This is a genomic window from Methylobacterium sp. P1-11, assembly GCF_008329595.1.
In the GTDB taxonomy this organism is placed as follows: Bacteria; Pseudomonadota; Alphaproteobacteria; order Rhizobiales; family Beijerinckiaceae; genus Methylobacterium.
The window spans coordinates 126444-149846 of sequence record NZ_NPKS01000004.1 but is presented as its reverse complement, the minus strand read 5'-3'; the positions used below and the strand labels follow the sequence as shown (position 1 = coordinate 149846).

General features: G+C 68.2%; 21 protein-coding genes and 2 pseudogenes. 12 read left to right on the top strand and 11 right to left on the bottom strand.

From position 1 onward, the window contains the following. The first annotated feature begins 12 nt into the window (after nucleotides 1-12). Genes CIW48_RS05970 through CIW48_RS05960 form a run of 3 tightly spaced genes read left to right on the top strand, consistent with a single transcriptional unit; the run spans nucleotide 13 to nucleotide 2692 of the window. Complete coding sequence (locus CIW48_RS05970) at nucleotides 13-666, top strand: amino acid ABC transporter permease (protein WP_149309957.1); 654 nt, start codon at nucleotides 13-15, stop codon at nucleotides 664-666. Continuing rightward, nucleotides 663-1394, top strand: coding sequence for an amino acid ABC transporter ATP-binding protein (locus CIW48_RS05965; protein ID WP_149309956.1), 732 nt, complete (start codon nucleotides 663-665; stop codon nucleotides 1392-1394). The genes CIW48_RS05970 and CIW48_RS05965 overlap by 4 nt, the downstream gene beginning before the upstream one ends. A gap of 8 nt (nucleotides 1395-1402) precedes the next feature. Beyond that, nucleotides 1403-2692, top strand: coding sequence for an FAD-binding oxidoreductase (locus tag CIW48_RS05960; RefSeq protein ID WP_149309955.1), 1290 nt, complete (start codon nucleotides 1403-1405; stop codon nucleotides 2690-2692). A gap of 40 nt (nucleotides 2693-2732) precedes the next feature. On the opposite strand, the gene CIW48_RS05955 is transcribed toward CIW48_RS05960, so the two are convergent. From CIW48_RS05955 to CIW48_RS05940, 4 genes are read right to left on the bottom strand one after another with little or no spacing between them, the layout of a single operon-like run. Continuing rightward, nucleotides 2733-3896, bottom strand: coding sequence for an MFS transporter (locus tag CIW48_RS05955; protein WP_149310095.1), 1164 nt, complete (start codon nucleotides 3894-3896; stop codon nucleotides 2733-2735). Nucleotides 3897-3936: 40 nt separating this feature from the next. Then, on the bottom strand, nucleotides 3937-5232 hold the full coding sequence (locus CIW48_RS05950) for an arsenic transporter (protein WP_149309953.1): 1296 nt from the start codon (nucleotides 5230-5232) through the stop codon (nucleotides 3937-3939). 34 nt (nucleotides 5233-5266) lie between these two features. Further along, nucleotides 5267-5704 (bottom strand): arsenate reductase (glutaredoxin), encoded by a 438-nt coding sequence (gene arsC, locus CIW48_RS05945; protein WP_149309951.1) that lies wholly within the window; start codon nucleotides 5702-5704, stop codon nucleotides 5267-5269. Continuing rightward, nucleotides 5697-6056, bottom strand: coding sequence for a metalloregulator ArsR/SmtB family transcription factor (locus CIW48_RS05940; RefSeq protein WP_149309949.1), 360 nt, complete (start codon nucleotides 6054-6056; stop codon nucleotides 5697-5699). The genes arsC and CIW48_RS05940 overlap by 8 nt, the downstream gene beginning before the upstream one ends. Nucleotides 6057-6106: 50 nt before the next feature. On the opposite strand from CIW48_RS05940, the gene arsH reads away from it, so the two are divergent. Beyond that, nucleotides 6107-6883 carry an arsenical resistance protein ArsH gene (gene arsH, locus CIW48_RS05935; protein WP_149309947.1) on the top strand — a complete coding sequence of 259 codons (777 nt, stop codon included), beginning with the start codon at nucleotides 6107-6109 and terminating at the stop codon, nucleotides 6881-6883. 50 nt (nucleotides 6884-6933) lie between these two features. Here arsH and CIW48_RS05930 read toward each other — a convergent pair whose 3' ends face one another. Beyond that, nucleotides 6934-7254 carry a hypothetical protein gene (locus tag CIW48_RS05930; RefSeq protein WP_149309945.1) on the bottom strand — a complete coding sequence of 107 codons (321 nt, stop codon included), beginning with the start codon at nucleotides 7252-7254 and terminating at the stop codon, nucleotides 6934-6936. Nucleotides 7255-7989: 735 nt separating this feature from the next. On the opposite strand from CIW48_RS05930, the gene CIW48_RS05925 reads away from it, so the two are divergent. Then, nucleotides 7990-9972 (top strand): malonate decarboxylase subunit alpha, encoded by a 1983-nt coding sequence (locus tag CIW48_RS05925; protein WP_149309943.1) that lies wholly within the window; start codon nucleotides 7990-7992, stop codon nucleotides 9970-9972. A gap of 88 nt (nucleotides 9973-10060) precedes the next feature. Here CIW48_RS05925 and CIW48_RS05920 read toward each other — a convergent pair whose 3' ends face one another. Then, entirely contained in the window at nucleotides 10061-11473 is a 1413-nt protein-coding gene (locus CIW48_RS05920) for a methyltransferase domain-containing protein (RefSeq protein ID WP_149309941.1), read from the bottom strand. A gap of 80 nt (nucleotides 11474-11553) precedes the next feature. Between CIW48_RS05920 and CIW48_RS05915 the strand changes: the two genes are divergently transcribed. The 3 genes from CIW48_RS05915 (at nucleotide 11554) to CIW48_RS05905 (ending at nucleotide 14416) form a co-directional block, all read left to right on the top strand. Then, nucleotides 11554-12396, top strand: a complete 843-nt coding sequence (locus tag CIW48_RS05915; RefSeq protein ID WP_149309939.1) for a glycosyltransferase family 2 protein — start codon at nucleotides 11554-11556, stop codon at nucleotides 12394-12396. Between the two features lie 370 nt (nucleotides 12397-12766). Then, nucleotides 12767-13585 carry a triphosphoribosyl-dephospho-CoA synthase MdcB gene (gene mdcB, locus CIW48_RS05910; protein ID WP_149309937.1) on the top strand — a complete coding sequence of 273 codons (819 nt, stop codon included), beginning with the start codon at nucleotides 12767-12769 and terminating at the stop codon, nucleotides 13583-13585. A 96-nt stretch (nucleotides 13586-13681) separates the two neighbouring features. Next, the gene (locus CIW48_RS05905) at nucleotides 13682-14416 is read left to right on the top strand and encodes a DUF3750 domain-containing protein (RefSeq protein ID WP_149309934.1); all 735 of its coding nucleotides are present in this window, start codon (nucleotides 13682-13684) and stop codon (nucleotides 14414-14416) included. A gap of 32 nt (nucleotides 14417-14448) precedes the next feature. Here the strand turns inward: CIW48_RS05905 and CIW48_RS05900 are convergent. The 4 genes and pseudogenes from CIW48_RS05900 to CIW48_RS05885 all read right to left on the bottom strand — a co-directional run. After that, nucleotides 14449-14691 (bottom strand): annotated as a pseudogene (locus CIW48_RS05900) (malate:quinone oxidoreductase); the annotation flags it as partial. Nucleotides 14692-15189: 498 nt separating this feature from the next. Beyond that, the gene (locus tag CIW48_RS05895) at nucleotides 15190-15714 is read right to left on the bottom strand and encodes a lipocalin-like domain-containing protein (protein WP_246695143.1); all 525 of its coding nucleotides are present in this window, start codon (nucleotides 15712-15714) and stop codon (nucleotides 15190-15192) included. Nucleotides 15715-15882: 168 nt separating this feature from the next. Further along, nucleotides 15883-16989 (bottom strand): tlde1 domain-containing protein, encoded by a 1107-nt coding sequence (locus CIW48_RS05890; RefSeq protein WP_149309932.1) that lies wholly within the window; start codon nucleotides 16987-16989, stop codon nucleotides 15883-15885. Nucleotides 16990-17219: 230 nt separating this feature from the next. Further along, a complete protein-coding gene (locus CIW48_RS05885; protein WP_149309930.1) occupies nucleotides 17220-18014 on the bottom strand; it encodes a lytic murein transglycosylase in 795 nt (264 codons plus the stop codon). A 684-nt stretch (nucleotides 18015-18698) separates the two neighbouring features. Between CIW48_RS05885 and CIW48_RS05880 the strand changes: the two genes are divergently transcribed. Together CIW48_RS05880 and CIW48_RS05875 are read left to right on the top strand one after the other, a co-directional pair. Next, on the top strand, nucleotides 18699-19385 hold the full coding sequence (locus CIW48_RS05880; RefSeq protein WP_149309928.1) for a methyltransferase domain-containing protein: 687 nt from the start codon (nucleotides 18699-18701) through the stop codon (nucleotides 19383-19385). Nucleotides 19386-19435: 50 nt separating this feature from the next. Then, nucleotides 19436-20047: a hypothetical protein gene (locus CIW48_RS05875; RefSeq protein ID WP_149309926.1), complete on the top strand. Its 612-nt coding sequence runs from the start codon at nucleotides 19436-19438 to the stop codon at nucleotides 20045-20047. A 32-nt stretch (nucleotides 20048-20079) separates the two neighbouring features. Here the strand turns inward: CIW48_RS05875 and CIW48_RS05870 are convergent, their stop codons facing one another. After that, entirely contained in the window at nucleotides 20080-21768 is a 1689-nt protein-coding gene (locus CIW48_RS05870) for an aminotransferase class III-fold pyridoxal phosphate-dependent enzyme (protein ID WP_149309923.1), read from the bottom strand. A 32-nt stretch (nucleotides 21769-21800) separates the two neighbouring features. On the opposite strand from CIW48_RS05870, the gene asd reads away from it, so the two are divergent. Continuing rightward, the gene (gene asd / locus CIW48_RS05865; RefSeq protein WP_149309921.1) at nucleotides 21801-22703 is read left to right on the top strand and encodes an archaetidylserine decarboxylase; all 903 of its coding nucleotides are present in this window, start codon (nucleotides 21801-21803) and stop codon (nucleotides 22701-22703) included. 220 nt (nucleotides 22704-22923) lie between these two features. After that, a pseudogene (locus CIW48_RS05860) lies at nucleotides 22924-23112 on the top strand (IS3 family transposase); the annotation flags it as partial. Nucleotides 23113-23403 lie beyond the last annotated feature (291 nt).

Here is a 23403-nt window from a genome sequence, read left to right as displayed (position 1 = left end):
GCCCTGAACTCCATGCGCGAGTTCCTCGCCGACGCCCATGAATACCTGCCGATCCTGCTCCAGGGCGTGCAGCTCACGGTCCTGATCACCCTCGCCTCCCTGGTGGTCTCGACTCTGCTCGGCCTGGTCTGGGCGGTGATGCGGGTTTCCGGCATCGCGGTGCTGGCCGGCTTCAGCGCGGTGATGATCAACATCCTGCGCGGCATCCCGATCATCGTGCAGCTGTTCTACATCTACTTCGTCATGCCCGATTTCGGCCTGTCGCTCACCGCGGTTCAGGCGGCGATCATCGGGCTCGGCATCGCCTACTCGGCCTACCAGGCCGAAAACTTCCGCGCCGGCATCGAGGCGGTGGATCGCGGGCAGGTCGAGGCGGCACTGTCGATCGGCATGGGCTGGGGCCTGACCATGCGGCGGGTGATCCTGCCACAGGCGATCCGGATCGCGCTGCCGCCCTACGGCAACATCATGATCATGATGCTCAAGGATTCGTCGCAGGCCTCGACCATCACGGTCGCGGAACTTGCGCTCCAGGGCAAGCTGATCGCGTCGTCGACCTTCAAGAACACCAGCGTCTACACGATGGTCGCGCTGATGTACCTCGCGCTCAGCCTGCCGCTGATCCTGCTGGTCCGACACCTCGAGGCGAAGGGACGGCATCGATGATCGTCCTAGAGGATGTTCGTAAGCACTACGGTACCCTGGAGGTGATCAAGGGCGTCTCGGCCGAGGTCGCCAAGGGCGAGGTGGTCTGCATCATCGGGCCGTCGGGCTCCGGAAAGTCGACCCTCCTGCGCTGCATCAACGGGTTGGAGGCCTATGACGGTGGGGAGATCCGCGTCGACGGCCAGCGGGTCGACCGGGACAAGCGCGCCATCAAGGCGATCCGCACCCGGGTGTCCATGGTCTTCCAGCGGTTCAACCTGTTCGCCAACCGGACCGCTCTGGAGAACGTCGTCGAGGGTCCGCTCCACGTGAAGGGCGAGCCCCGTCGGGAGGCCGAGGAGCGGGCGCGCGCCCTCCTCGCGCGGGTGGGGCTCTCGGGCAAGGAGGATGCCCGGCCGAACGAGCTATCCGGCGGCCAGCAGCAGCGCGTGGCGATCGCCCGGGCGCTGGCGATGCGACCGGAGGCGATCCTGTTCGACGAGCCGACCTCGGCCCTCGATCCCGAACTGGTCGGCGACGTCCTGCGGGTCATGCGCGGCCTTGCCGACGAGGGGATGACGATGATCGTCGTGACTCACGAGATCGGCTTCGCCCGCGAGGTCGCCGACCGGGTGCTGTTCCTCGACGGCGGCCGCCTCGTCGAGCAGGGGCCGGCCAGCGAGGTCCTGAACCGCCCGCAGAACCCCCGCACCCAGGACTTCCTGCAGCGCGTGCTGCACCCGCTCTAGGACACGCCGTGGCCGAACCGTTCCCCCTCGCCCCCTCGCTCTGGGCCACCACGGCGGCGCCCGCGCCGGACACGCCGCCGCTTGCCGAATCCGGCGCGGCCGACGTGGTGATCGTAGGCGGTGGCTTCTGCGGCCTGTCCACCGCCCTGCATCTGGCCGAGCGCGGAATCCGGCCGGTCGTTCTGGAGGCGCGGGAAGTCGGTTACGGCGGCTCCGGCCGCAACGGCGGCCAGGTCATCCCGGGCCTGAAATACGATCCCGCCGACATCGTCGCGCGCTTCGGACGTGAGCGCGGCGAGCGGCTCGCGCGTTTCGCTGGCGAGACGGCCGACGTCGTGTTCGACCTGATCGCGCGGCACGGGATGGATGTCCCGCACCGGCGCGCCGGCTGGATCCAGGGCGCCCATACCGAGGCCGGTCTCGCCGAAGTCGCGCGGCGCGCGGCCCAATGGGCCGATCTCGGCGCGCCGACCCGCGTCCTCGATCAGGCCGAGACCGGACGGCTTCTTGGGACTGAACGCTATCTCGGCGGCTGGCTCGACGGCCGCGGCGGCGCCATCCAGCCCCTGAGCTACGCCCGCGGGCTCGCCCGGGCGGCCCTGAAGGCCGGAGCGTCGATCCACGGGGCATCGCCGGTCACCGCCCTCGCGCGCACCGGATCTCGATGGACGGTCACGACGGCGCAGGGGGTACAATTGGCCACCGATCGGGTCGTGCTGTGCACCAACGGCTACACCGGCGGCCTCTGGCCGGACCTCGCCGAGACGGTGATCGCCGCGAATTCCTTCCAGGTCGCAACGGTACCGCTCTCCGACAACCTGCGGCGCTCGATCCTGCCCGAAGGCCACGTCTCCTCGGACACGAGGAAGCTCCTGCTCTACTTCCGGCTCGACCATACCGGTCGCCTGCTGATGGGTGGCCGCGGGCCGTTCCGGGAGCCGCGCAGTCCCGCCGACTGGGCCCATCTCGAACGGATCGTCGGCAAGCTCTTCCCTCAGCTCGACGGGATAGGCTTCGACCATCGCTGGTGCGGCCGCGTCGCGATCACCCGGGACTACTTGCCCCATCTCCATGAGCCGGCGCCCGGACTCCTCATCGATATCGGCTGCCAGGGTCGCGGCGTCGGTCTCCAGTCGGCGATGGGCCGGGCGATGGCCGCCTACATCGCCACCGGCAATGCCGACAGCCTGCCCTTTCCGCTCACGCCGATCGCGCCGCTGCCGCTGCACGCCCTGCACCGGCTGTACGTCTCGGCGATCATCGCCTGGTACCGACTGAGCGACGGCGGCATACGCTAATTGGGCGAAGGCTGGCACGGCTTGAGGCCGGGCTCGGTCCTCATCGCAACCGCCACAGCGCGCCGATGAGGCCGATGGCGGCAAGCGCCAGCGCGAGCAGCAGCCACCACAGGGCTTCCGGACCTGCATGGGTCAACACCACCGCTCCGGCCGGTGGCGCCAGCGCCTGGGCCGCCAGCGCCGGTCGGGCGAGGCGGCCGACGACGAGTGGGTAGCGCAGGGGACCGAACAGGGCGAGCGGTACCGTCCCCCGCGCGATCGAGTAGATCCCGTTGCCGCCCGCATAGAGCACCAGCCAGAGCGCTACCCCCGGCAGTCCCAGCGCCAGTAGCCACAGCCCCAGAGCGATCAGGCCGAAGGCCGCCGTCAGGGTCCAAAGGGGGTGATGTCGCTCCTTCAGGGAGATCTCGGCGACGCGCGCGCCGACCTGTGCCGGACCGATCAGCGCTCCGAAGGAGACGGCGGTGGCCACCGACACGCCCCGGGCCTGAAGCAGGGTGAGCAGGTGAACCGACACCTGGGACATGATCGCGCCGCCGAGGACCAGGACGCCTGCGAACACCAGGAAGGCCCGGCGCTCCCGGGCCGACAGGGGCCCGGAATCCAAGGCGTGCCGCTCGTCGGCCACCAGAAGCGCCGGAGCCGTCGGGATCATCACCAGCACGAGCGGCAGCGTCACCACAACATGCAGGGCGGCATAGATGAGGCAGGCGGCCCGCCAGCCGACATGCGCGACGAGGAATGCGGATAGGGGCCAGCATACGGTGCTGGCGAACCCGCCCCAAAGGGTCAGGGTTGTGATAGCCGGCCGCGCCGTCGCGCCGTAGAGGCGTCCGAGGGTCGCGAAGGCCGGGTCGTACAGCCCGCAGGCCATTCCGGCGCCGAGTATCAGCCAGCCGGCGAGGTAGACCGGTAAGATCGGCGCCAGGGCCAGGACGGTCAGTCCCGCGGCGAGCAGCAGCGCGGCCAGAGCGAGGACCGGCCGCCCGCCGCGTCGGTGGATTGCCGCCCCGACATGCGGCGAGGCGAGAGCTGCGACGAGAAGGCCGACGGCCAGTCCGCCGACCACCCAGGCGAGCGGCCAGCCGGTACTCTCAGCGATGGGTCCAGCCATCACCGCCGGCAGGTAGAACGACGAGCCCCAGGCGAGGATCTCGACGATGCCGAGGGCCGCGATCACCGGCCAGCGGCGGGCTGTTGGCATGGCCATGATAGCGGTCGGACCTTCAGAGGCCATGCCCGATCTAGCGGGGGCTGATCAGCGGCAGCCAGGCTGCCAGCGCCAGCAGGGTGATCAGAAGCACGGGCGGTGTGATGATCAGGCCGACCTTCATGTACTGACCCCAGGTGATCGTCTGCCCCTTGGCCGCAAGGACGTGCAGCCAGAGCAGGGTCGCGAGGCTGCCGATCGGCGTGAATTTGGGCCCGAGATCGCAGCCGATGACGTTGGCGTAGACCATCAGCTCACGGGTCAGGGGCGAAAGGTCCGGGGCCTGCTGAATGGAGAGCGCGCCGATCAGCACGCTCGGCATGTTGTTCATGACCGACGACAGAACGGCGGCGGCGAAACCGGTTCCGAGGGTGGCGATCCAGGGACCGTGGCCCGCGAGCCACGTCAGGCCCAGAGCCAGTTCCCGGGTCAGGCCGGCGTTCCGCAGGCCGTAGACCACGAGGTACATGCCGAGGCTGAACAGGACGATCTGCCAGGGCGCGCCGGCGAGCACCGCGCGGACGCCGATGACGCGCCCGCGTCTCGCGAGCAGCAGCAGGACCGCCGCGCCGGCACAAGTCACCACCGACACCGGTACGTCGAAGGGCGCAGTGATGAAATAGGCCAGCAGGAGAATCAGCAGCAGCGGGAACGCCGCGCGGAAGACGAGCCGGTCACGGATGGCGCTTGCCGGGCTCTCGAGGACGGTCATCGGATAGGTCGACGGAATGATGTGCTGGAAATACGCCCCCAGCACCGCCAGCGTCGCCGCTAGCGAGACGAGGTTCACCGGAACCATGACCGCCGCGTATCGGCCGAACGTCACGGCGAAGTAATTGGCCGAGACGATGTTGACCAGATTGGAGATCACCAGCGGCAGGGAGGTGCTGTCCGCCACGAAGCCGCAGGCGATGATGAAGGCGAGGGCCGCCGGCGGCGGGAAGTCGAGCCGAAGAAGGATCGCCAGCACGATGGGCGTCAGCAGGAGAGCCGCGCCGTCATTGGCAAACACCGCCGCGATCGCCGCTCCGAGGAGCACGACGAGGGGAAAGAGCCGCCGGCCCCTGCCACCACCCCAGCGGGCGACGTGCAGCGCAGCCCAGTGGAAGAACCCGGCCTCGTCGAGGAGCAGGGAGATGATGATCAGCGCGACGAAGGTGAAGGTCGCGTCCCACACGATGTGCCAGACCGTCGGAATGTCATCCGGCTGGATCACGCCGGTGGCGAGGGCCGCGGCCGCGCCGGCCAGGGCGCTCCAGCCGATCCCCAGCCCTCTCGGCTGCCAGATGACGAACACGAGCGTGATTAGGAAGATGGCGAGCGCGAGCATCCGGGCGGTGTCTTCTTGTGCTTCTGCGTCCGGTTCAGGCGGTGGCGACGCGGCGGCCGTGCTCGTCGACCACCCGCTCCCCGTCCTCCTTGACGAACTCGGCCTGCTGCGGTGGCAGGAGATCGAGCACCGCTTCCGAGGGGCGGCAGAGACGGACCCCTTTGGGTGTCACGACGAGCGGTCGGTTGAGCAGGATCGGATGCGCCGCGATGGCATCAAGCAACTGCCCGTCCGTCAGGGCCGGGTCGCCGAGATTCAACTCGGCGTAGGGCGTGCCCTTCTCCCGGAGCACGTCGCGCACCGACAGCCCGGCGCGGGCGAGCAGCTGCCCCAGCAGCGCACGGGCAGGTGGTGTCTTGAGATACTCGATGATGTGAGGCTCGATTCCGGTGTTGCGGATCATCGCCAGGGTGTTGCGCGACGTGCCGCAGGCCGGGTTGTGGTAGATCACGACGTCGAACGGCTCAGGCATGGGTATTGTCTCCGGGTGGGCAGAGGCAGGCAGCCAGTGTCTCCGCAGCCGGCATGCAGATCTCCGCGCGCCCCTGACAGCAATCGCGCATCAGGAACGCGATCAGATCGGAGAGCGTCGGATAGGCGGCACTGTAGATGATCGAGCGGCCGTCGCGCCGCGAGACGACCAGCCCGGCACGGCTCAACTCCTTGAGGTGATGCGAGACCGTGGCGGCCGACACGCCGACGGCGTCGGCCAGGGTGCCGGAGGCGAGGCCGTCTGGACCAGCCGTCACAAGCGCCCGCACCAGCCGCAAGCGATGCTCCTGCGCGAGTGCCGCGAAGGCCGCCAGGGCTTGCGCGTCGTCCATTTCCATTACAATCTTCAAAAGACAATTTGAACGTATGAGAAAGCGCCCCGTTGAGCAAGAGCCCGTTTCCTGCCCCCTCCGTCCGTGACGGCCTGCCGAACCTCAGCGCGGCACATTTCGCTGCGCCGAGTGTGGAGGCCGTGGAGGCTTCGCGGGCCGTGCCGATCCCGCACCCACCACGGTTCCTGATCCTTTACGGATCGCTCCGCGACCGGTCCTTCAGCCGTTTCCTGGCCTACGAGGCCGCCCGGCTGCTGGAGGCCATGGGCGGTGAGGTCCGCATCTACGACGCTGACGGCCTACCCCTGCCCGACGACACGACGGCGGACCATCCGAAGGTTCAGGAACTCCGCACCCTCTCGGTCTGGTCCGAGGGGCAGGTGTGGGTCTCGCCCGAGCGGCATGGCGCCTTGACCGGCGTGATGAAGAGCCAGATCGACTGGCTGCCCCTCTCGGAGGGTAGCCTGAGGCCGACACAGGGCAGGACCCTCGCGGTGATGCAGGTCTCGGGTGGCTCCCAGAGCTTCAACGCCGTGAACGCGCTGCGCGTCCTCGGCCGCTGGATGCGGATGATCACCATCCCCAACCAGTCCTCGGTGCCGATGGCCTACAAGGAGTTCGACGAGGCTGGCCGGATGAAGCCGGGGCCGCTCTACGACCGTGTCGTCGACGTGTGCGAGGAATTGATGAAGTTCACGCTGCTGACCCGCGGACGCGCCGATTACCTCGTGGATCGTTACAGCGAGCGCAAGGAGCGTGATCCGGATCGGCTCGCCGGGGTGGCAGCCGATATCGGCTTCGCGAGGCCGTCGCGGCCTGGCGCCTGAGCCCCGTCTGCCGGGAACGCGTCGCGGCTCGGCCCGGTCCAAACCGGGGCCTACTGGAAGCGCCGCATCTCCGGCGCCAGCGAGCGCCCCGCTTCGAGCAGGGCGCGGACCTTGCGGGTCGCGTGCAGGAGGATGTCCGGCCGCGCGTCCTCGTAGGACGTCTCCTCGACGAAGCTCTGCAGCGCCTCCGTGATCCGGTCCTCGATCTCGTCCATTAGGGCAAGTCCCTCCGGACCTTCCCGCCGGAGATGCGCGTCGGCGAGCGTCAGGTAGGCTGCGCTCGCCAGTAGGAAGGCGATCCCGTTCGCCTCCTGGGCCGCCGCGGAGCTCGCGTCGCCGCCGTCCGTGCCGTCTGCGACGTCGTCGTCCATCGGCTCATCCACTCCCGTCCGCTGCTCACGGTGTCGCGCGGTCGCCGCGCCGCGTAAATTAGAGAAAATGGGTCGGTCCCCGTCACCATTCGGGCGACGTCGGGGCCGAACCGGCCTCCCGGCCCTGCGCCGGGATCGGGCGCCGCGCCGGGCCCGAAGGCCACTGCTGCCGGCTTCAGGGGCCCGCATCCGCGGGGCCCTGCGCGGCCCGTCGCTCCCGCATCCTGCGAAGCGCGCGTCGCCAGGCGGCGACCACGACGTCGCGCGCCCTGGAATCGGAATTCCGGTTCGACTCACCCGGTCGCGCCTTGCCATCGGCCTGAGCGCCCCAGGCTCTCGGATCTCGGTTCATGATCGCCTCCCTGTCGTCCCGTGACAGACAGACACCGGATCCGGTCGTGCCGCGGTGAGCCGGCACACGCGGATCGCGCAAACCCCGTGCGGCGGAGCACATGCCCAGGGCGGCCTGGGGCGCCGCGCAATTTTTCTGAGCATGGATCGAAGAGTTTTTCAGCAGCGCTGGTCTGCATTCCTGGAGTACTGTCGCTCAGCCGGCACGCGCCATCATGCGGTGCCGCAAATATTGATGCGGTGCAATAAAGATCGTATTCAAAACTCAGTCGACTCCCGGGGCCGACATGTCCCGGCACCACGGGAGCAACGCATGGCAAAGTCGGAGACGACGGACATCACGTCCGGTCGCTCTTGCGAATGCCGGGGAGGATCACGGGCTCCATGAGGAAGAACAAGGTCATCTCGGCGGAAGAGGCGATCGCGCTGATCCGCGAGAACGACGTCGTGACGACTACGGGGTTCGTCCAGAGCTGCATCCCGGAGGCCCTGCATGCCGCCCTCGAGAAGCGTTTCGTCGAGACCGGATCGCCACGCGGCCTCACCCTGATCATGACGGCAGGCGCCGGCGACAGCAAAGGGCTCGGTACCGGCCGCCTTCACCATGACGGCCTGCTCTCGCGGGTCATCGCGGCCAATTTCGGCCGCATGCCGAAGGTCGCCAAGGCCGCCCAGGACAACCTGATCCGCGGCTACAACCTGCCACAGGGCGTGATCTCGCAGCTCTACCGGGCCTGCGCCGCCGGTCAGCCGGGCCTGTTCTCGAAGGTCGGCCTGAAGACTTACGTCGATCCGCGCCATGGTGGCGCCAAGGTCAACGAGCTGACCACCGAGGATATTGTCAAGCTCGTCGAGGTCGACGGCGAGGAATGGCTGTTCTACACGGCGACCAAGATCGATGTGGCCTTCATCCGTGCGACCTCGGCCGATCCCTCAGGCAATCTCTCCTACGAGAAAGAGGCGTTGACCCTGGATTGTCTCGCGCAGGCCATGGCGGCGCGCAACAATGGCGGCATCGTCATCGCGCAGGTCGAGCGCATCGTCGATGACGGCTACCTGCTGCCGAAGGACGTGCGCGTACCCGGCATTCTCGTCGACTGCGTGGTGGTCGCCGAGCCCGAGATGCACCGCATGAATTACGGCGTGATGCACGACGCCGCCCTCGCGGGCGAGATCCGGGTCCCGGTGACCGGCATCAAGCGCATGCCACTCAACGAGCGCAAGATCATTGCGCGCCGCGCCGCATTCGAGTTGCCGCCGAACGGTGTGGTCAATCTGGGCGTCGGCGCCCCGGAGGGCATCTCGTCGGTCGCCAACGAGGAAAAGATCACCCCCTACATTACCCTTACCACCGAGGCGGGGGCGGTCGGCGGAGTGCTGGCTTCGGGTTCAAGCTTCGGCGCCGCGACCAACGCCGACTGCATCATCGACCAGAACCAGATGTTCGACTTCTACGACGGCGGCGGGCTCGACATGACCTGCCTGGGCATGGCTGAGTGCGACGCGGCCGGCAACGTGAATACGTCGAAGTTCGGCGGCAAGCTGAACGGCTGCGGCGGTTTCATTAACATCTCGCAGAATGCCCGAACCGTCGTGTTCGCCGGCACCTTCACGGCGGGCGGTCTCGAGATCGCGGTGAACGACGGTCAGGTGCGTGTCGTGAGCGAAGGGAAATCCCGCAAGTTCGTCACCCAGGTGCAGCAGAACACCTTCTCGGGGCCCTACGCCGTCGAGCGCTCGCAGCCTGTCCTCTACGTCACCGAGCGCTGCGTCTTCCAGCTGACGCCGGACGGCCTGGAGCTGATCGAGGTCGCGCCGGGGATCGATATCGAGCGCGACATCCTTGCCCACATGGATTTCGCGCCCGTGGTGCGCAATCCGGTGCCGATGGACCCGCGCATCTTCCGTGACGAGCCGATGGAGCTGATCTCGGATCTGCTCAACCTCGATCTCAAATCCCGCGTCAGCTACGATGGCGAGCGCAACATCCTATTCGTCAACCTGGAAGGCTGGTATTGCCGCGTGAAGGGCGACATGGACGAGTTGCGCATGACCATCGTGGAGGCCTGCCGGAAGGCCGGTCAGCGGGTCAACGCCGTGATCAACCACGACGGTTTCCGGCTCAACGAAAATCTCGTCGATGATTACGCCGGCATGGTCCAGTACCTGCAGGCGAACTACTACGCCACCACGACCCGATACGCCACGAGCGCGTTCCTGCGCCTGAAGATGGAGGAGGCCCTGAACAATCGCGGGGTCGCGCCGCACGTCTTCGAGCGCAAAGAGGAGGCGCAGGCCTTCGTGAGCAGCACCGAGGACAAGAAGGCCCGCAAGCGGATCTCGCCGGCGGTCGCGTCGGCGGCCTGAGGAGCGGTCGGTTCGATGCCCACGCTGCGGGCGGCCTTGAGCGCGGCCGTCGCTGCCGCGCGGTTAAGGCCGGTCGCGGTGATCCGTATCAGCTGACCGGCAGACCAAGAACTCTGCGCGACTCCTCGGACAGCACCGCGTGCCGGACGGCTTCGGGGCCGTCATTCGGTGTTTGCGCGGCCGCCCGCGTGACGAGATCGCGAAACCGCTTCTTGTCGAGGGCGCGCCCGCGCAGGCTTCCGAGGACGGCGTCCAAGACCATGCGGACGGCCCGGGCGCGCTGGCGCTCACGTTCGAGTTCGGCGGCGAGCAGCGGATCCCCGAACTGGGTCGCAGCCAGAGGCGCGACCAGGACGGCACCGTCGACGACGGCCGGGTCGCGATCATCCGCCTCTGCGGCGGAATCCGTCACGCCGTCGAGAATCCTGGTCGCCTCGGTCAACAGGATCTTGTGCTGCACTGCCGCCGAGAGATTGGCCGGGACCTTCTGGCTGGCTGTGCCGATGAGGCGCTTGAACTTGTCCCGATCCAGCCCGAAGCGACCGATGCTGGCCCGGAGCGCGACCAGGACCGTGCTGAGGGCGTCGGTCCGATAGGTTGCCTTGAGGAGTTGGTCCCGCAGGGCGCCCGCCGAGGCCGACTGGGCGAAAGTAGTCTCCGGCAGTTGCTGCACCTGATCCGCCAGTTCGACGATGACACGCTGCATCAGTGCGGTCCGCTGGTCGCGGAGAGCGTCCGGCGTCAGACGCTGGCACCCTTTGCGGAGCCACACGAAGAATTCCGTGGCGTCCATCTCGAGCGAGTCCTCGACGCGCAGATCGATATAGCCGAGCTGCGACAGCTCCAGGACCATCAGGTTGAAGCTCGACGGCACGAACACCCAGGCATGCGCATCGGTGTAGTATGGCATCTGCACGGCGCTGAGCCATTGCGCCTCGTCGGTCAGAGGATTGGCAGGGATGGCCGGCCGGGTGTCCCCGCCCGACCAGGCGCCGACCGTCCCGTTCGCCTTGAGCGCCATGTTCAGGGCGTAATCGATATGGGTACGCACCGTGTGGCGGTCCCGCTTCTCAAGGAAGGCCGCAACGGCGTCGGCCGTCCCGGTGAGGGACCGGTAGAAATCGAAGCATTTGCGCTTGTCGGGCACGGCCAGGATCACGACCCCATCGGGGCGCAGCAGGATCTCGGCGGCGCGCAGGAAGGTCACGATGTCGGTCGTATGCTCGATCACATGGCTGGCGATGAATGCATCGAACGTTCCGTGCTGATCGACCGGTACCGCATCTGCGATCGAGCCGCCCATCCACACGAAATCGACTTCCTCGATCCGGTCGACGGTCTGATCGTGATACTTCTTGATGAGTTCCGCGCGTGGCGCGTGATCGATGACGAACGTGTTCCAGCCATCGCGCTTCGGCGCGAGCGGACTGAAGCTCGGGCCAACCTCGACGATACGGGCCTCCCTGGTCAGTGACCTTAGGAGTTGCTGCGCACGATCCATTGCATCTAAGCTCCGAACAGACGCTTCGCGAATGCGCTGTAGAAGCGCCGTGAATACGGCGTTGGTGGGAAGGAAATTCGTTGCAGAAGAAGCCGCTTGCCGCTGTCACCATGGCATACAATGAAGCGACCATGTTGCCACTTTGGCTGAAGCATTATGAGCAACAGGTCGGTGCGGAAAACTGCTATATTCTTGACCACGGCTCCGACGATGGCTCGACGACTGGACTTCGCGCTAACGTCATCCGGCTGCCGCGGTTGCCCCTGAACGAATGGGAGCGCGCCCATACGGTCAGGGATTTCTGCGCATCCCTCTTCATCGGCTTCAAATATGTTCTCTATGCGGATGCCGACGAGCTGGTCGTTCCGGACCCTGAGGTGGCGCCGAACCTTTCGGACTATATCGCCGCGCGAACGCTGCCGCCGATCCTCGATCTGTTCGGGTCCGATGTCATGCACGTCGCGGACGAGGCTCCCATCGATGTCGCGGTGCCCATTTCCAGTCAGAGACGGTTCATCCGCCCGATCTCGACCTTGTGCAAGGCCACCATCGTATCGGAACGCGTCGACTGGCATGTCGGCTTTCATTGCCTGATCCAGGATCATCGCCCGGAATTCCGTGACCTGTTCCTGTTTCATTTGGCGTATCTGGACCACGACGTCCTTTTCAGACGCCAGCAGAAGCGCAATGCAGCCGCGCCGATCGGCATCCCGAACTCGCATCATGCCATCGATCCGACGGAGTTCCTGGCCTTCGTGAAGGCGGATATCGGCCGGATCGCGCGACGTCCCGTGCAGATGCGCCGCGGTGAAGCGGTCTTCGAAACCACGAAGCGGATCTTCGCCGACGCCATCGAGCGCAAGAGCGCCATCCAGGCCCCGGATCTGTGGCAGCTGCCCGATCGTTTCGTTGGATCGTTCTAGGGCTTAGCGTCAGTACGGGCCAGGTCCGTTTCGTCGTCGCTCGGACGAAGCGAGCCTCGCCATCCGTGATGGCCATTGCGGGGAGAGCACCGGAGCGCGCCGTCCAGAGCGCAGGCGGGACGGCTTCCAATCGCGGCTCCGCCGGCGCCAGGCTTCGGACGCCGACCTTCATCTCTTCAGCCGACACAGCGTGCATCCGCTCAAAGGTCGAATTCACCCGGTCCGCTCCGGATGCCGAGGCGCTGCCTTCCGGTATAGGTCGGTCCGCCCGACGCCGCTCCCGCCGCGCCGGCGTACCATGTGACGAGACCCGACCCTGCGCAACGATCCCTGCCTCACCACATCCGACGCCGATCGCGGCCTTGCCGGCTTGCGCTGGGCCGAGTTCGTTGCGGATCTCGCGCACGCGGCACTCATCGCGGAACTGGAGACCTGGCCGAAGCCCGGCCTCGTCAGCTTGGTCGATTCCGGCAGCCACGACGATATGGATGCGGCCACGCTCCGGCGGAGCGCGGCGGCAATCCGGCCGTTCTTCGCCGAACTGGTCGCGGCGGGCGCCCGCAATCCGGAGATGGCGGAACTGCGCGCCATCGGCCTCCGCGCCGAGACCGCGATGATGCGGGCGACCGGCGGCGTCAACGCGCATCGCGGCGCCATCTTCTCCCTGGGCCTGATCTGCGCGGCGGCCGGAATACCGAGTGCAGGAGGCGCCAGTGCCGAAGCGCATGCCGAGGCGGTCGGACATCTCTGGGGGGCCGCGATCGCCCGGGCGCCTGTCTCGACCGTGACCCACGGTGGCCGGGCGGCCCGCCGCTTCGGTGTCGGTGGCGCCAGCGCCGAGGCTGCGGCGGGCTTCCCGACTGTCCGCGCCGTCGGCCTTCCCGCCTTGCGCTTCGGCCGATCCTGCGCGGCGAACGACCCTGATGCAGCGCGTGTGCAATGTTTCTTCGCCCTCCTGGCGGTGGTCGACGACACGAACCTCCTGCACCGCGGCGGGGCTGACGGCCTCCTGGAAGCACGCGCGGCCGCCGCGACATTCCTCGATGCCGGCGGGGTCTCGGCTCCGGCCTGGCGGGATCGCGCGGCCGCGGTCCACCGCGCCTTCGTGGCCGCGCGCCTCAGTCCGGGTGGCTGTGCCGATCTCCTCGCCGCAACGCTGCTGCTGGACTCACTGGGGTCGTTGCCCTGACCCGTGGGCAGTCCCGGGTCGCTTCGGCCGCAGTTTTCCTGGCGCGGTCGATGCTTACATCCCGACAACTCCCCCGCCCTCCCCGCCGGACCGCCCGTGACCCTCATCAGGATCGCCCTTCTCGCGCTCGCCATGCTCTTCCTCGTCCCGGTGGCGATTTCCGCCCTGCTCTATGCGACGCGGGCGCGCGGCGATTGGCGCATGGCCGACCGGTCCAGCGCCGGCCTGCTGCCGCCGGCTCACGCGCATCCCGAAGCCGTGCTGCGCATCTTCTCGGCACAAACCGTCAGCTGGCGCGGCATCGTCGCGACCCACAGCTGGATCGTGGTCAAGGAGTACGGCGCACGCGCCTACAGCCGGTTCGACTACACTGCATGGGGGCAGCCGATCTGGGTGGACCGGTTCGTGCCTGACGGATTCTGGTTCGGAAACCTGCCGATGGTCGTGTTCGCCGCGGACGGACCGGAGGCCGAAGCGATGCTGCCGCGGATCCGGCAGGCCGTGGCGAAGTACCGTTACAACCGGCCCGGAGACTACGTCGTCTGGCCTGGCCCGAACTCGAACACCTTCGTGGCCGCCGTCATGGCGGCAGTGCCGGAAATCCGCGCCAGCCTGCCGGCGACCGCGATCGGCAAGGATTTTCCCTATGATGGACGTTGGATCGGTCTGACACCCTCCCAGACGGGCATCCGCATCAACCTCGGCGGCTATGTCGGGCTGACGCTCGGCTGGGTCGAGGGGCTCGAACTGAACCTGTTCGGCGGCGTCGCGGGGATCGATCTGCGACGGCCCGGGATCAAGCTGCCGGCTCTGGGACGGCTGGGAATCTGAGCGGCGCCCGGAAGACCGGCCGCCGGCGCGACCTACGGCGCGAGGTCGTGGACCGGCTCCTTCACCGGGGTGGCGCTGCTGTTGAGCACGCTGCTGCCGGTCGGAACCGGCTTCAGTACGGCCCGGTCGATCTGCGGCGGCGTCGGCAACTGGAGCTGGGCGCTGGTGTCGGCCCATTCCCGCGCGATGCGCTCGGGATCGTCGTTGAGCTTGCTGCCGTAGCTCCGGACGATCTCCCGGATCTTGGCCTGCCATTCCGGCGTGGCGACCTTCTCCCCGCGTATGGAAGACGTTTCGATGGGACGAGCGAGAATCCCGCTCATCCGGCCTTCCGGATCGTTTCCCCGTTCCCGTCGCGATACGTCTGCGGTCTCGCTCGACCCGGCACGACGGTCATGTGCCTTTGCGCATCGCTGACACGCGCGTGCCTGCCCCCGTCCGGGCGCGCGTTCCGGTTGGAGCACAAAACTCCGGTCCAAGATCGCGATCGCGCGAAGGCGCGCGTGCCGAGTGAGCAGGAAGACGCTGGCTGGCTTGGCTCAGCAGATTGATGGCGGCGTCATAGAGGACGAGGCTCGCAAGGACAATCGCTGCACAGGTTGCAATTACTGTCTGCCTGTCACGTCCGCGCGTCGTCTCGGACAACTCGGACGACCATTCGGGCAACGACCGGGAACCGCCGCCGCGATGCGCCGCTAGACTTTCCGGAGGGCGTCCTGCGCCTGCACGGGTCCTCAAGGCCGCCGGCGGCGCGTCCGAGGGAGCGATTGGTCCTACGGAAGGTGCCTGAACCGGATGATGCTGCGCGACAGGCGGCCGTCATCCCAATTGGGCATCTTGCGCCACGGTGTCGTGACGTCGGCGTAGTCGCCGTCGATCCGGATGGAGCGCCGTTGCTCGGTGCCGACCCATTCGGGCGCCCAAGCCGTCTGCACGCTGGTGACCCACTCGTCTCCCTCGATCCGGTAGCGGCCGATATAGGCGACTAGGGTCTTCATCAGAGCGGCCCGCTCCGCGTCCGTGGTCGCAGCCTTGCGCTCGCTGCCCTCGAGGTGGAAGGCGACCCAGCCGTCCTTGGTGAAGATCACCCGTCCGCGGGGCGTGCCGCCCATGGTGTCGATCAGCTTGCCGGTCTCCTCGTCCTCGACCTTGTACGAGACGAGTCCCCAGGTTCCGACGATCCGATCTTCCAAGCGCGTGTCGACCCTGGCCGCTCCGCCATGATCCGGCGCCGAGGCGCCCATCGTTTGATCGGCGGCCAGAAGGAGGGGGAGCGCAACGAGGGCGCGGCGGGCCATGATGGCCGATCGTCTTGCGGGCATGGTCTGCACCCAGGTCTCGCGTGATGCGCGCCTTATCGCGCCGCGCCGCGTTCTTCGGTCGGTCGCGGCGCGCTCCAAGCGCGGCGGGAGCAAAGCTGGTAGACGCTGAGGGCGATTCCGGCCGCTCTTGCCGGCGATCCGGCCTCAGCCGCCGTTGCGTGCCATCCGGGTCGTGCCAGTGCCGGCGGCGAGGCTCGGCAGCGGATCCTGCGTGCCGCTGACCACCACGAGCCGTTGGACTTCGCCGCGCAGGAAGGCCTGCAGGAACCGCTCGTAGTCACGGAACGAGACGCAGCCGTTCGAGTCACCGCGCGGGCCCAGCATGTAGGTATGCGCCAGCAATCCGACGCGACCGTACACCGCCTCGGTGCCGCCCACCGGCGTGAGGCGGATCGCCCGCACGCCGTGGAACGGCCGCTCGCGCTCGGTGAGGTCGTAGGTGCCGGGCGGCGTCGGCCCGCGCATCCGCATGTTGACGAGGCGGGGATCGTCCAGACCTTCGCCGAGGCCGGAATGGGCCTCCAGGCGCTCGCCGTTCGGAAGGGTCACCGTCTTGGCGGCGATGTTGTACACGGCAATGCCGGCCGTGGCGCTCGGCTCCCGCGAGAGGCTCAGGGGCGGCGAGAGGCGCTGCCGCGGCGCGACGTCGGCGGGTTTGCTCTCCAGCGCCGCGTAGGCCAGGGCCGGACCGCGCTCGATGCCGAAAAGTTTCTCGAGGAAGGAGCGCTCCTCGGGCTGGACTGTGGGCTGTGCCGCTGGCGGCAGTTCGCGGCGGGCCATGCGCCGCTCGGACCGTCGGGCGAAGCCGCCGCCGGCGGGGGCGCGGAATTCAGGCGGGCGCGGGATCGGCAGCGGGACCACCATCGCGCTCGGCGGCGTCTCGGCGGCTTGCAGGCCGGCCTCGGAGCCAGCCTCAGGAGCGGGTTCGGGCGTCAGAGCGGGCGGCGCGATCTGGCTCCAGGCCCAGCGCGACAGGGAGCCGCCGGTGGCCTCGCGCGACGGATCGGACGGCGCGATGGCATCCGGTTCAGCGGTGGCGGTTTCGGTACTTCCCGCCGCGTCCGCTGCGGGCGTCGGCGCTTCCGATCGAGCGCTCTCCAAGGCGGGCGCCGTGATCGGGGCTCGGTGCAGGATGCTGCCGCCCAGAGCGGCCATCGCCACGACGCCGGTCAAAACCGTCAGGGGCGGCAGCCAGTTGTTGCGCGAATTGCGGGTCTTGGGGCCGTCCAGCGGCACGGAATCGACAGCCATCAGGTTGCCCATGCTCCTCGTGGCGAGACGGGGTGCACCGGCTGCCGCCCCCCGAGTCATGCGGAGGAATCGCGGCGGGCGGCCCGGCCCCGCTCAGCGTGAGACAGCGGGGCGGGGCCGGCTTTTCTGGGGCGACGCGATGGTCGATCTTGGATCGATCGAGACCATTTTCGGGCGCATCGCAGCCAGTCTTCGCAAGCTTAGGCGGCCTGTTCCAGGCCACCATGCAGTCAATCGTTGTCGATCTGGCGCCCGAGCAGCGCGATCGCCTTCTCGTAGACCGGGGCCGCATTCCAGCCCTGGATCGCCGCGAAGTTCGGCTCGCCCGGCTGGTAGCCCGCACCGGCCCGCCAGCCATGCGCCTTGAGGAAGTTGGCGGTGGACGACAGGGCCGCCCCGACATTGTTGAGGTCACCCGTGCCGTAGGTGAGCACGTTCTTCGGCAGGAACTGGGTATGGCCGACCTCGCCGTGCGCTGCGCCGCGGGTGCTCGGCGTCAGCAGGCCGCGATCGACGAGGGTCAGGGCGGCGTAGAGCTGGTCGGTGAAGTATTCCGAGCGACGGCAATCGTAGGCGAGCGTTGCCACAGCCGAGAGCGTGTTGACGTTCCCGCGTACGGCCCCGAAGCCGGTCTCCATGCCCCAGATCGCCAGGAGCGGGCCCGGCGGAACGCCGTAGCGCTGCTCGATTGAGTCGAAGAGGGCCGCGTTCTGCCGCTTGAGCGCGCGGCCCTTCGACACGATCGTCGGGCCGCCGCGCTTGGCGAGGAACTGCTCCAGCGACAGCTTGAAGCTGTGCTGTCCGCGATCCGCCGAGATCGTGGCGGTCGAGTAGGTGGTGTTCTGGAGCGCCGCGAGGCTCGCCGCGCTGGCCCGGCCCCGCGCCTCCTCGGCGAATTGCCGCTTCCACGCCTCGAACCCGGCTGCGGTGTTGCCGCACTGCGCGGCCTGCGCCTGTCCGGCGCTGAGGGCAATCCCGGCGATGGCCGCGACCGCGATAGTCTGACGCCGCAAATTGTCGATCACGCGAAACACTCCTTCGGCGCGTCGTCGCGCCCTGTCCAGCTGGGGATACCGGGTCACATCTCGTCGATATCAGGGCAAGAAGATGTCGAAGGAGCGACCTTGAGGCCTCCTGCCCTCAAATCATCGCGCATCCGGGGTTCCGCGACGAGGCCGCGACGGTGACGCGTTCCGAGCATCGTGAACGCCGCGTGAGCGGCGCGCGCCGTCGCAATCGTCCGCCGGGGAGGCGGTCAGGGATCGATGACCGAACGGCTCGAGTGGCCCGCACCTGAGAAGGATCTTTCGCGCCGATCATCTGTAGTTTGCCAACAAACTGGTTGCGCAGCAGCAGCATTGACGGTCCTGTCACAACCTTGTCAAATGCTGGACATAGCTTTGCCGGCGGAAAGACTTCTGCGGAGAGGCAGCGTGGGGTCGTTGTTGGTCGGGGCCGCGTGGCATGCACCAAGACCCCGCCGCCCGCATGTTCGCCCCTCCTGATCGGCGCGCGGTGCCGCGCGGTGGCCGCCACCGGTCTTCGGGTGTGTGGTGCGCGTGTGAGCGCGCCCGCCGCTGGACCACGGCGTGTCCGGCTCGAACGCCGCTGATGTGAATCCGATCCGGACCTTCTGACCGAACCCTGCAGATGGCGGCATGACCAAGCCGCCGCTGCGCTGATCTTGCCGACAACGAGACAGGACGCCCATGGCCCTCGGAATGCACGACGCCGGTTCCTCGCGCGCGGGAACGCTCGGCCCCGATCTCGACCGTGACGGCGTCGCCAAGGCCTATGGCCGCTGGGCCCCGGTCTACGATCTCGTCTTCGGGCCCGTCTTCGCACAGGGCCGGACCCTGGCGGCGGCGGCGGCCGAACGGATCGGGGGGCGGATCCTGGAAGTCGGCGTCGGCACAGGCCTGTCCCTGCCCGCCTACCGGCGCGCCCGCAGCATCGTCGGCATCGACATCTCGGCGCCCATGCTGGAGAAGGCGCGCCAGCGCGTGGCGCGGCTGCGGCTGCGCAACGTCGAGCGCCTCGCCGTGATGGACGCAGAGCAGCTCGACTTCGCCGACGCCTCTTTCGATGTGGTGGTGGCCCAGTACGTCGTCACGGCGGTCCCCAATCCCGAAAGGGCGCTGGACGAGTTCGCCCGGGTGCTGCGCCCCGGCGGCGAGATCGTGATCACAACGCGGATTGGTGCCGAATCCGGCCCGCGGCGCGCGGTGGAGCATGTCTTGGCGCCCGTGACGAGCCGCCTCGGCTGGCGGACCGAATTCGCCTGGGGGCGCTATGCCGCCTGGGCGGCCGGCGCACCGGTGGAGATCGTCGAGCGCCGGGCGCTGCCGCCCCTCGGCCACTTCTCCCTCCTCCGCCTGCGCAAGCGGGCGGCCTGAGCGCGGATCACCTTCGACCAGCCGACAACCTTCGATCGGGGACGCACATCATGGCGAGCTTTATAGAGGCGCTGCGCGTGCAGCGCTGGGACGATCACCGCTACTACCATCACAACCGCATCAACCAGAGCTTGCACGTGGTGAGCGCGATCAGCTTCCTCGTGGCTTACGCACTGGCGTTCAAGGATCCGGCCACGGCGGCGCTTATCGGCTGGCTCGTGGCGATGACGTCCCGGCAGGCCGGACACCTGTTTTTCGAGCCCAAGGGCTATGATCACGTCAACGACGCGACGCACGAGCACAAGGAGGAGATCAAGGTCGGCTACAACCTGCAGCGCAAGGTCGTCCTCCTGGCGATCTGGGCCCTGTCGCCGCTGCCGCTTTACTTCGATCCGAGCCTGTTCGGCCTGATCTCGCCCCATCAGAGCACTGCGGGCCTGATCCGCAACGTCGGCTGGATCTGGCTGTGGCTGGCGCTGGCCGGCCTGTTGTTCCGGATGGTGCAGCTCTTCGTCCAGCGCGACGTCCAGACCGGACTCGTCTGGGTCACCAAGATCCTCACGGACCCGTTCCACGACATCAAGCTCTACCACAAGGCGCCGCTCGCCCTGCTGCACGGTGAACTGGTTGAGGAGCAGGAGCCGCACGAGCGCGGCGCCTGAGCCGGACGCGCGCGCCGGGCCGGCGCGCCGGATCAGGCGTGATCCGGACCGTGCAGGCCCAGCAGCGTGCCGAGCCGGCCCAGGCGGACCGCCGCGACCTCCTGCAGGATCGACCGGCGGATCGCCTTGTCGCTCGGCGCACCGCTCTCCCACCAGCCATCCGCGTGCATCGCCCGCGCCGCGGCCACGAAGCGGGTCGCGACGGCCTCGAAGGCCGCATCGTCGTAGGCGAGGCTGAAGATCATCCGGCCGGTCCCGACCCATGACAGGGCCAGCCCCTCCGCGCGCAGGTAGAATTGCAGCATCCAGTTGTAGCGCGACGGCCGCGTGTACAGGACCGTCCAGACCGTCGACAGGTTGACGATGCGCACCGGGAGGTCCGCGTCCGCGAGAACGGCGTTGAGGCGCTGCGCGCGTTCATCCCAGGTCGCGTCGAGATCGGCGTAGAGGGCGGCGACCTCAGGGGTGCCCAGCCGATCGAGGAACGCGCTCATGGCGCCCATCACGTAGGGGTGGGCGTTGAAAGTGCCGCGGGCGAAGCAAATGTCGACCGGACGGTCGTCCCGGTAGCGGCGCATCAGGTCGGCGCGCCCGCACAGGACACCGACGGGCAGCCCGCCACCGAGCGTCTTGCCGTAGGTGACCATATCGGCGCGCAGGCCGAAATACGCCTGCGCGCCGCCGCGTGCGAGGCGGAAGCCGAGGAAGACCTCGTCGAGGATCAGCACGATGCCCCGGGCGCTGCAGACCGCCTGCAGATCGCGGAGCCACTTCGTGTAGGCGGCGCGGTCGAAGGAGGCCCGCCGGCCGCTGTCGACCAGCGCGGAATCGGCCGGCGCCCCGGCATTGGGGTGCATGGCCTGAAGCGGGTTGACCAGAACGCAGGCGACGTCGCGCCGGGAGGCGAGCACTTGGAGCGTCCGCTCGGACATCTCGGCAAGGGTGAGCGTGTCGCGGGTCGGGACCGGGTTGCCAATGCCGGGCTGCACCTCGCCCCACCAGCCGTGATAGGCGCCGCAGAACCGCACAATCCGGCGGCGGCCTGTATGGTAGCGGGCGAGCCGGACTGCCTGCATCACCGCCTCGGTGCCGGACATGTGGAACGAGACCTCGTCGAGGCCCGAGATTGCCTTCAGCCGCGCGACATTGCCGGTGACGACCGGGTGCAGCGGCCCGAGCACGGGGCCCAGCGCCGAGACCCGCGCGGCGCCCTCCTCCAGGCAGCTGCGGTAGAAATCGACACCGAACAGGTTCACCCCGTAGGACCCGGCGAGATCGTAGAGGACGTTGCCGTCGAGATCCGTGAGGGTCACGCCTTGGGACGTGGCCGCGAAGGCGCCGGTTCCGAGATGCGCGCGGACGTGGCGGGCGTACTGAAACGGCACCCGGTAGAGGCCGGTGAACTGCAGATCCGACAGGCCGTCCCGCACGGCTTCGGTCTCGGCGCGGCTGCGCGCGTAGCGCGTCCGGAACAGGTCGGAGAGCCGGGCGAAGCCGTTCTCGCGCCGGGTCGCCACCGCCGCGTCCGGATTATCGGAGCGGAAGAATGCGCGCTCGGAATAGGCGTAGTGCGGAATCAGCCCGGCGACGCGCCTCGCCATCCGGGCATGGCCGGTGAGCGAGGGATGTTTCGCCCGGGACAATTGCAGACGCTGCGCGGCCCGCGGCAGGGCGAGGACCGCTGCGGTGGTGGCGGACAGGGCGACAAGGAGGGCGGACATGGCCCCGCGCCCTATCGGAGGCAATTCACGGCATGATGACGGTTTCTGGGTCGCCGCTGCGGAAAGCCTTGGCGCGCATCGGCGCGCAGGAGGATCTCAACTTCCTCCTCACGAACCGCCTGCCGCGCCGGCTCGCCACCCGCTTCATGGGCTGGTTCAGCCGAATCGAGCAGCCCGTGGTGCGCGATCTCTCGATTGCGGCTTGGCGGCTGTTCTGTGACGTCGATCTCCGCGACGCGCAGGAGACGCACTTTTCCAGCCTGCACGCCGCCTTCGTGCGGGCCCTGCGCCCCGGCGCCCGGCCGATCGCGGCCGATCCCGCCGTGCTCACGAGTCCCAGCGACGCGATCCTCGGCGCGCATGGCCGCATCGAGGCCGGACGCCTGTTCCAGATCAAGGGCCTGTCCTACCCACTCATCAATCTGCTCGGTGGGGATGTCGCGCTCGCGCGCGCCCATGAGGGAGGCTGCTACGCCACCCTGCGTCTGACGGCCGGGATGTACCATCGCTTCCACGCCCCGCACGACCTGCGCGTCGAGTCGGTCCGGCACATCTGGGGCGACACCTGGAACGTGAACCCGATCGCGTTGAAACGGGTCGAGGCGCTGTTCTGCCGGAATGAGCGCGCGATTCTGCGCCTGTGCGTCGCGGAGGGTGGGCACGCGGTGACGCTGGTGCCTGTGGCGGCCATCCTCGTCGCGGGGTTGCGCCTGGGCTTCCTGCCCGAAGGGCTCGCGCTGCGCGCAACCGGGGGGCAGACCCTGCCGAGCGGGGTGCGGATGGCGAAGGGCGCGGAGATGGGCTGGTTCGAACACGGCTCCACGATCGTGGTGCTGGCGCCGCCGGGCTTCACGCTCTGCCCGGGGCTCTCCGTGGGGACGGCCCTGCGAGTCGGCGAGCCCCTGATGCGGCTGCCGGATCTGCCCTCGGCCTGAGTGGCCGCAGCCCTATCGGTCCGCCTGGATTGCTGCCTGGAACGTTGCCAGCGCCGCGGTCCTGCGCCTCTGACACCGCGCTCGAAACGGCAACCACGCCGGCGTTCCGCTCAAGCCGAGGCTTGAAACGAAACACCGCCGGCCTCTTCCGAGTGACCTCACCGGCTGGCTCTGGACCGGGCTGCTTGAGAGGATCAGCCAAGGATTGAGCAAGTGGGACATGCTGCGAGGTCAGAAGACGAGCGCGGAGCAGGTTGTGCTGAAGCTGCGCCAGATCGAGGTGCAGACGACGCAGGGCAAGAGTTTGGCGCTGGCGTGCAAGGAGTGCGGCGGCCTCCGAGCCGATCAGGCCAGGAAGATGAGGGACTTGGAGCGCGAGAATGCTCGGTTGCGGCGGCTCGTGGCTGAGGGAGAAACGACTCAGCAGCGGAGGTGATCCCCGTAGGCGTTCCGACCGTGTGACGGGCGGCTACATCATGGAGCCGAGCCTCATGCGAATGGCCGATCGCAGCCGGTAGCGTCCGTTTACGGGACGTCATCAGGACCATCTTAATGACCGGGATGGGCGCCAAGCCGAATGTCCGGTTTGGAGCAGGATAGCGACCTGGCGTGACTTACGCTGGCCGGAAGTAGGACGTCCGCTTCGGAGAGAGCTTGCTGGACAAGCGGACGAGCCCCAACCGATCTATCTCGGGCATGC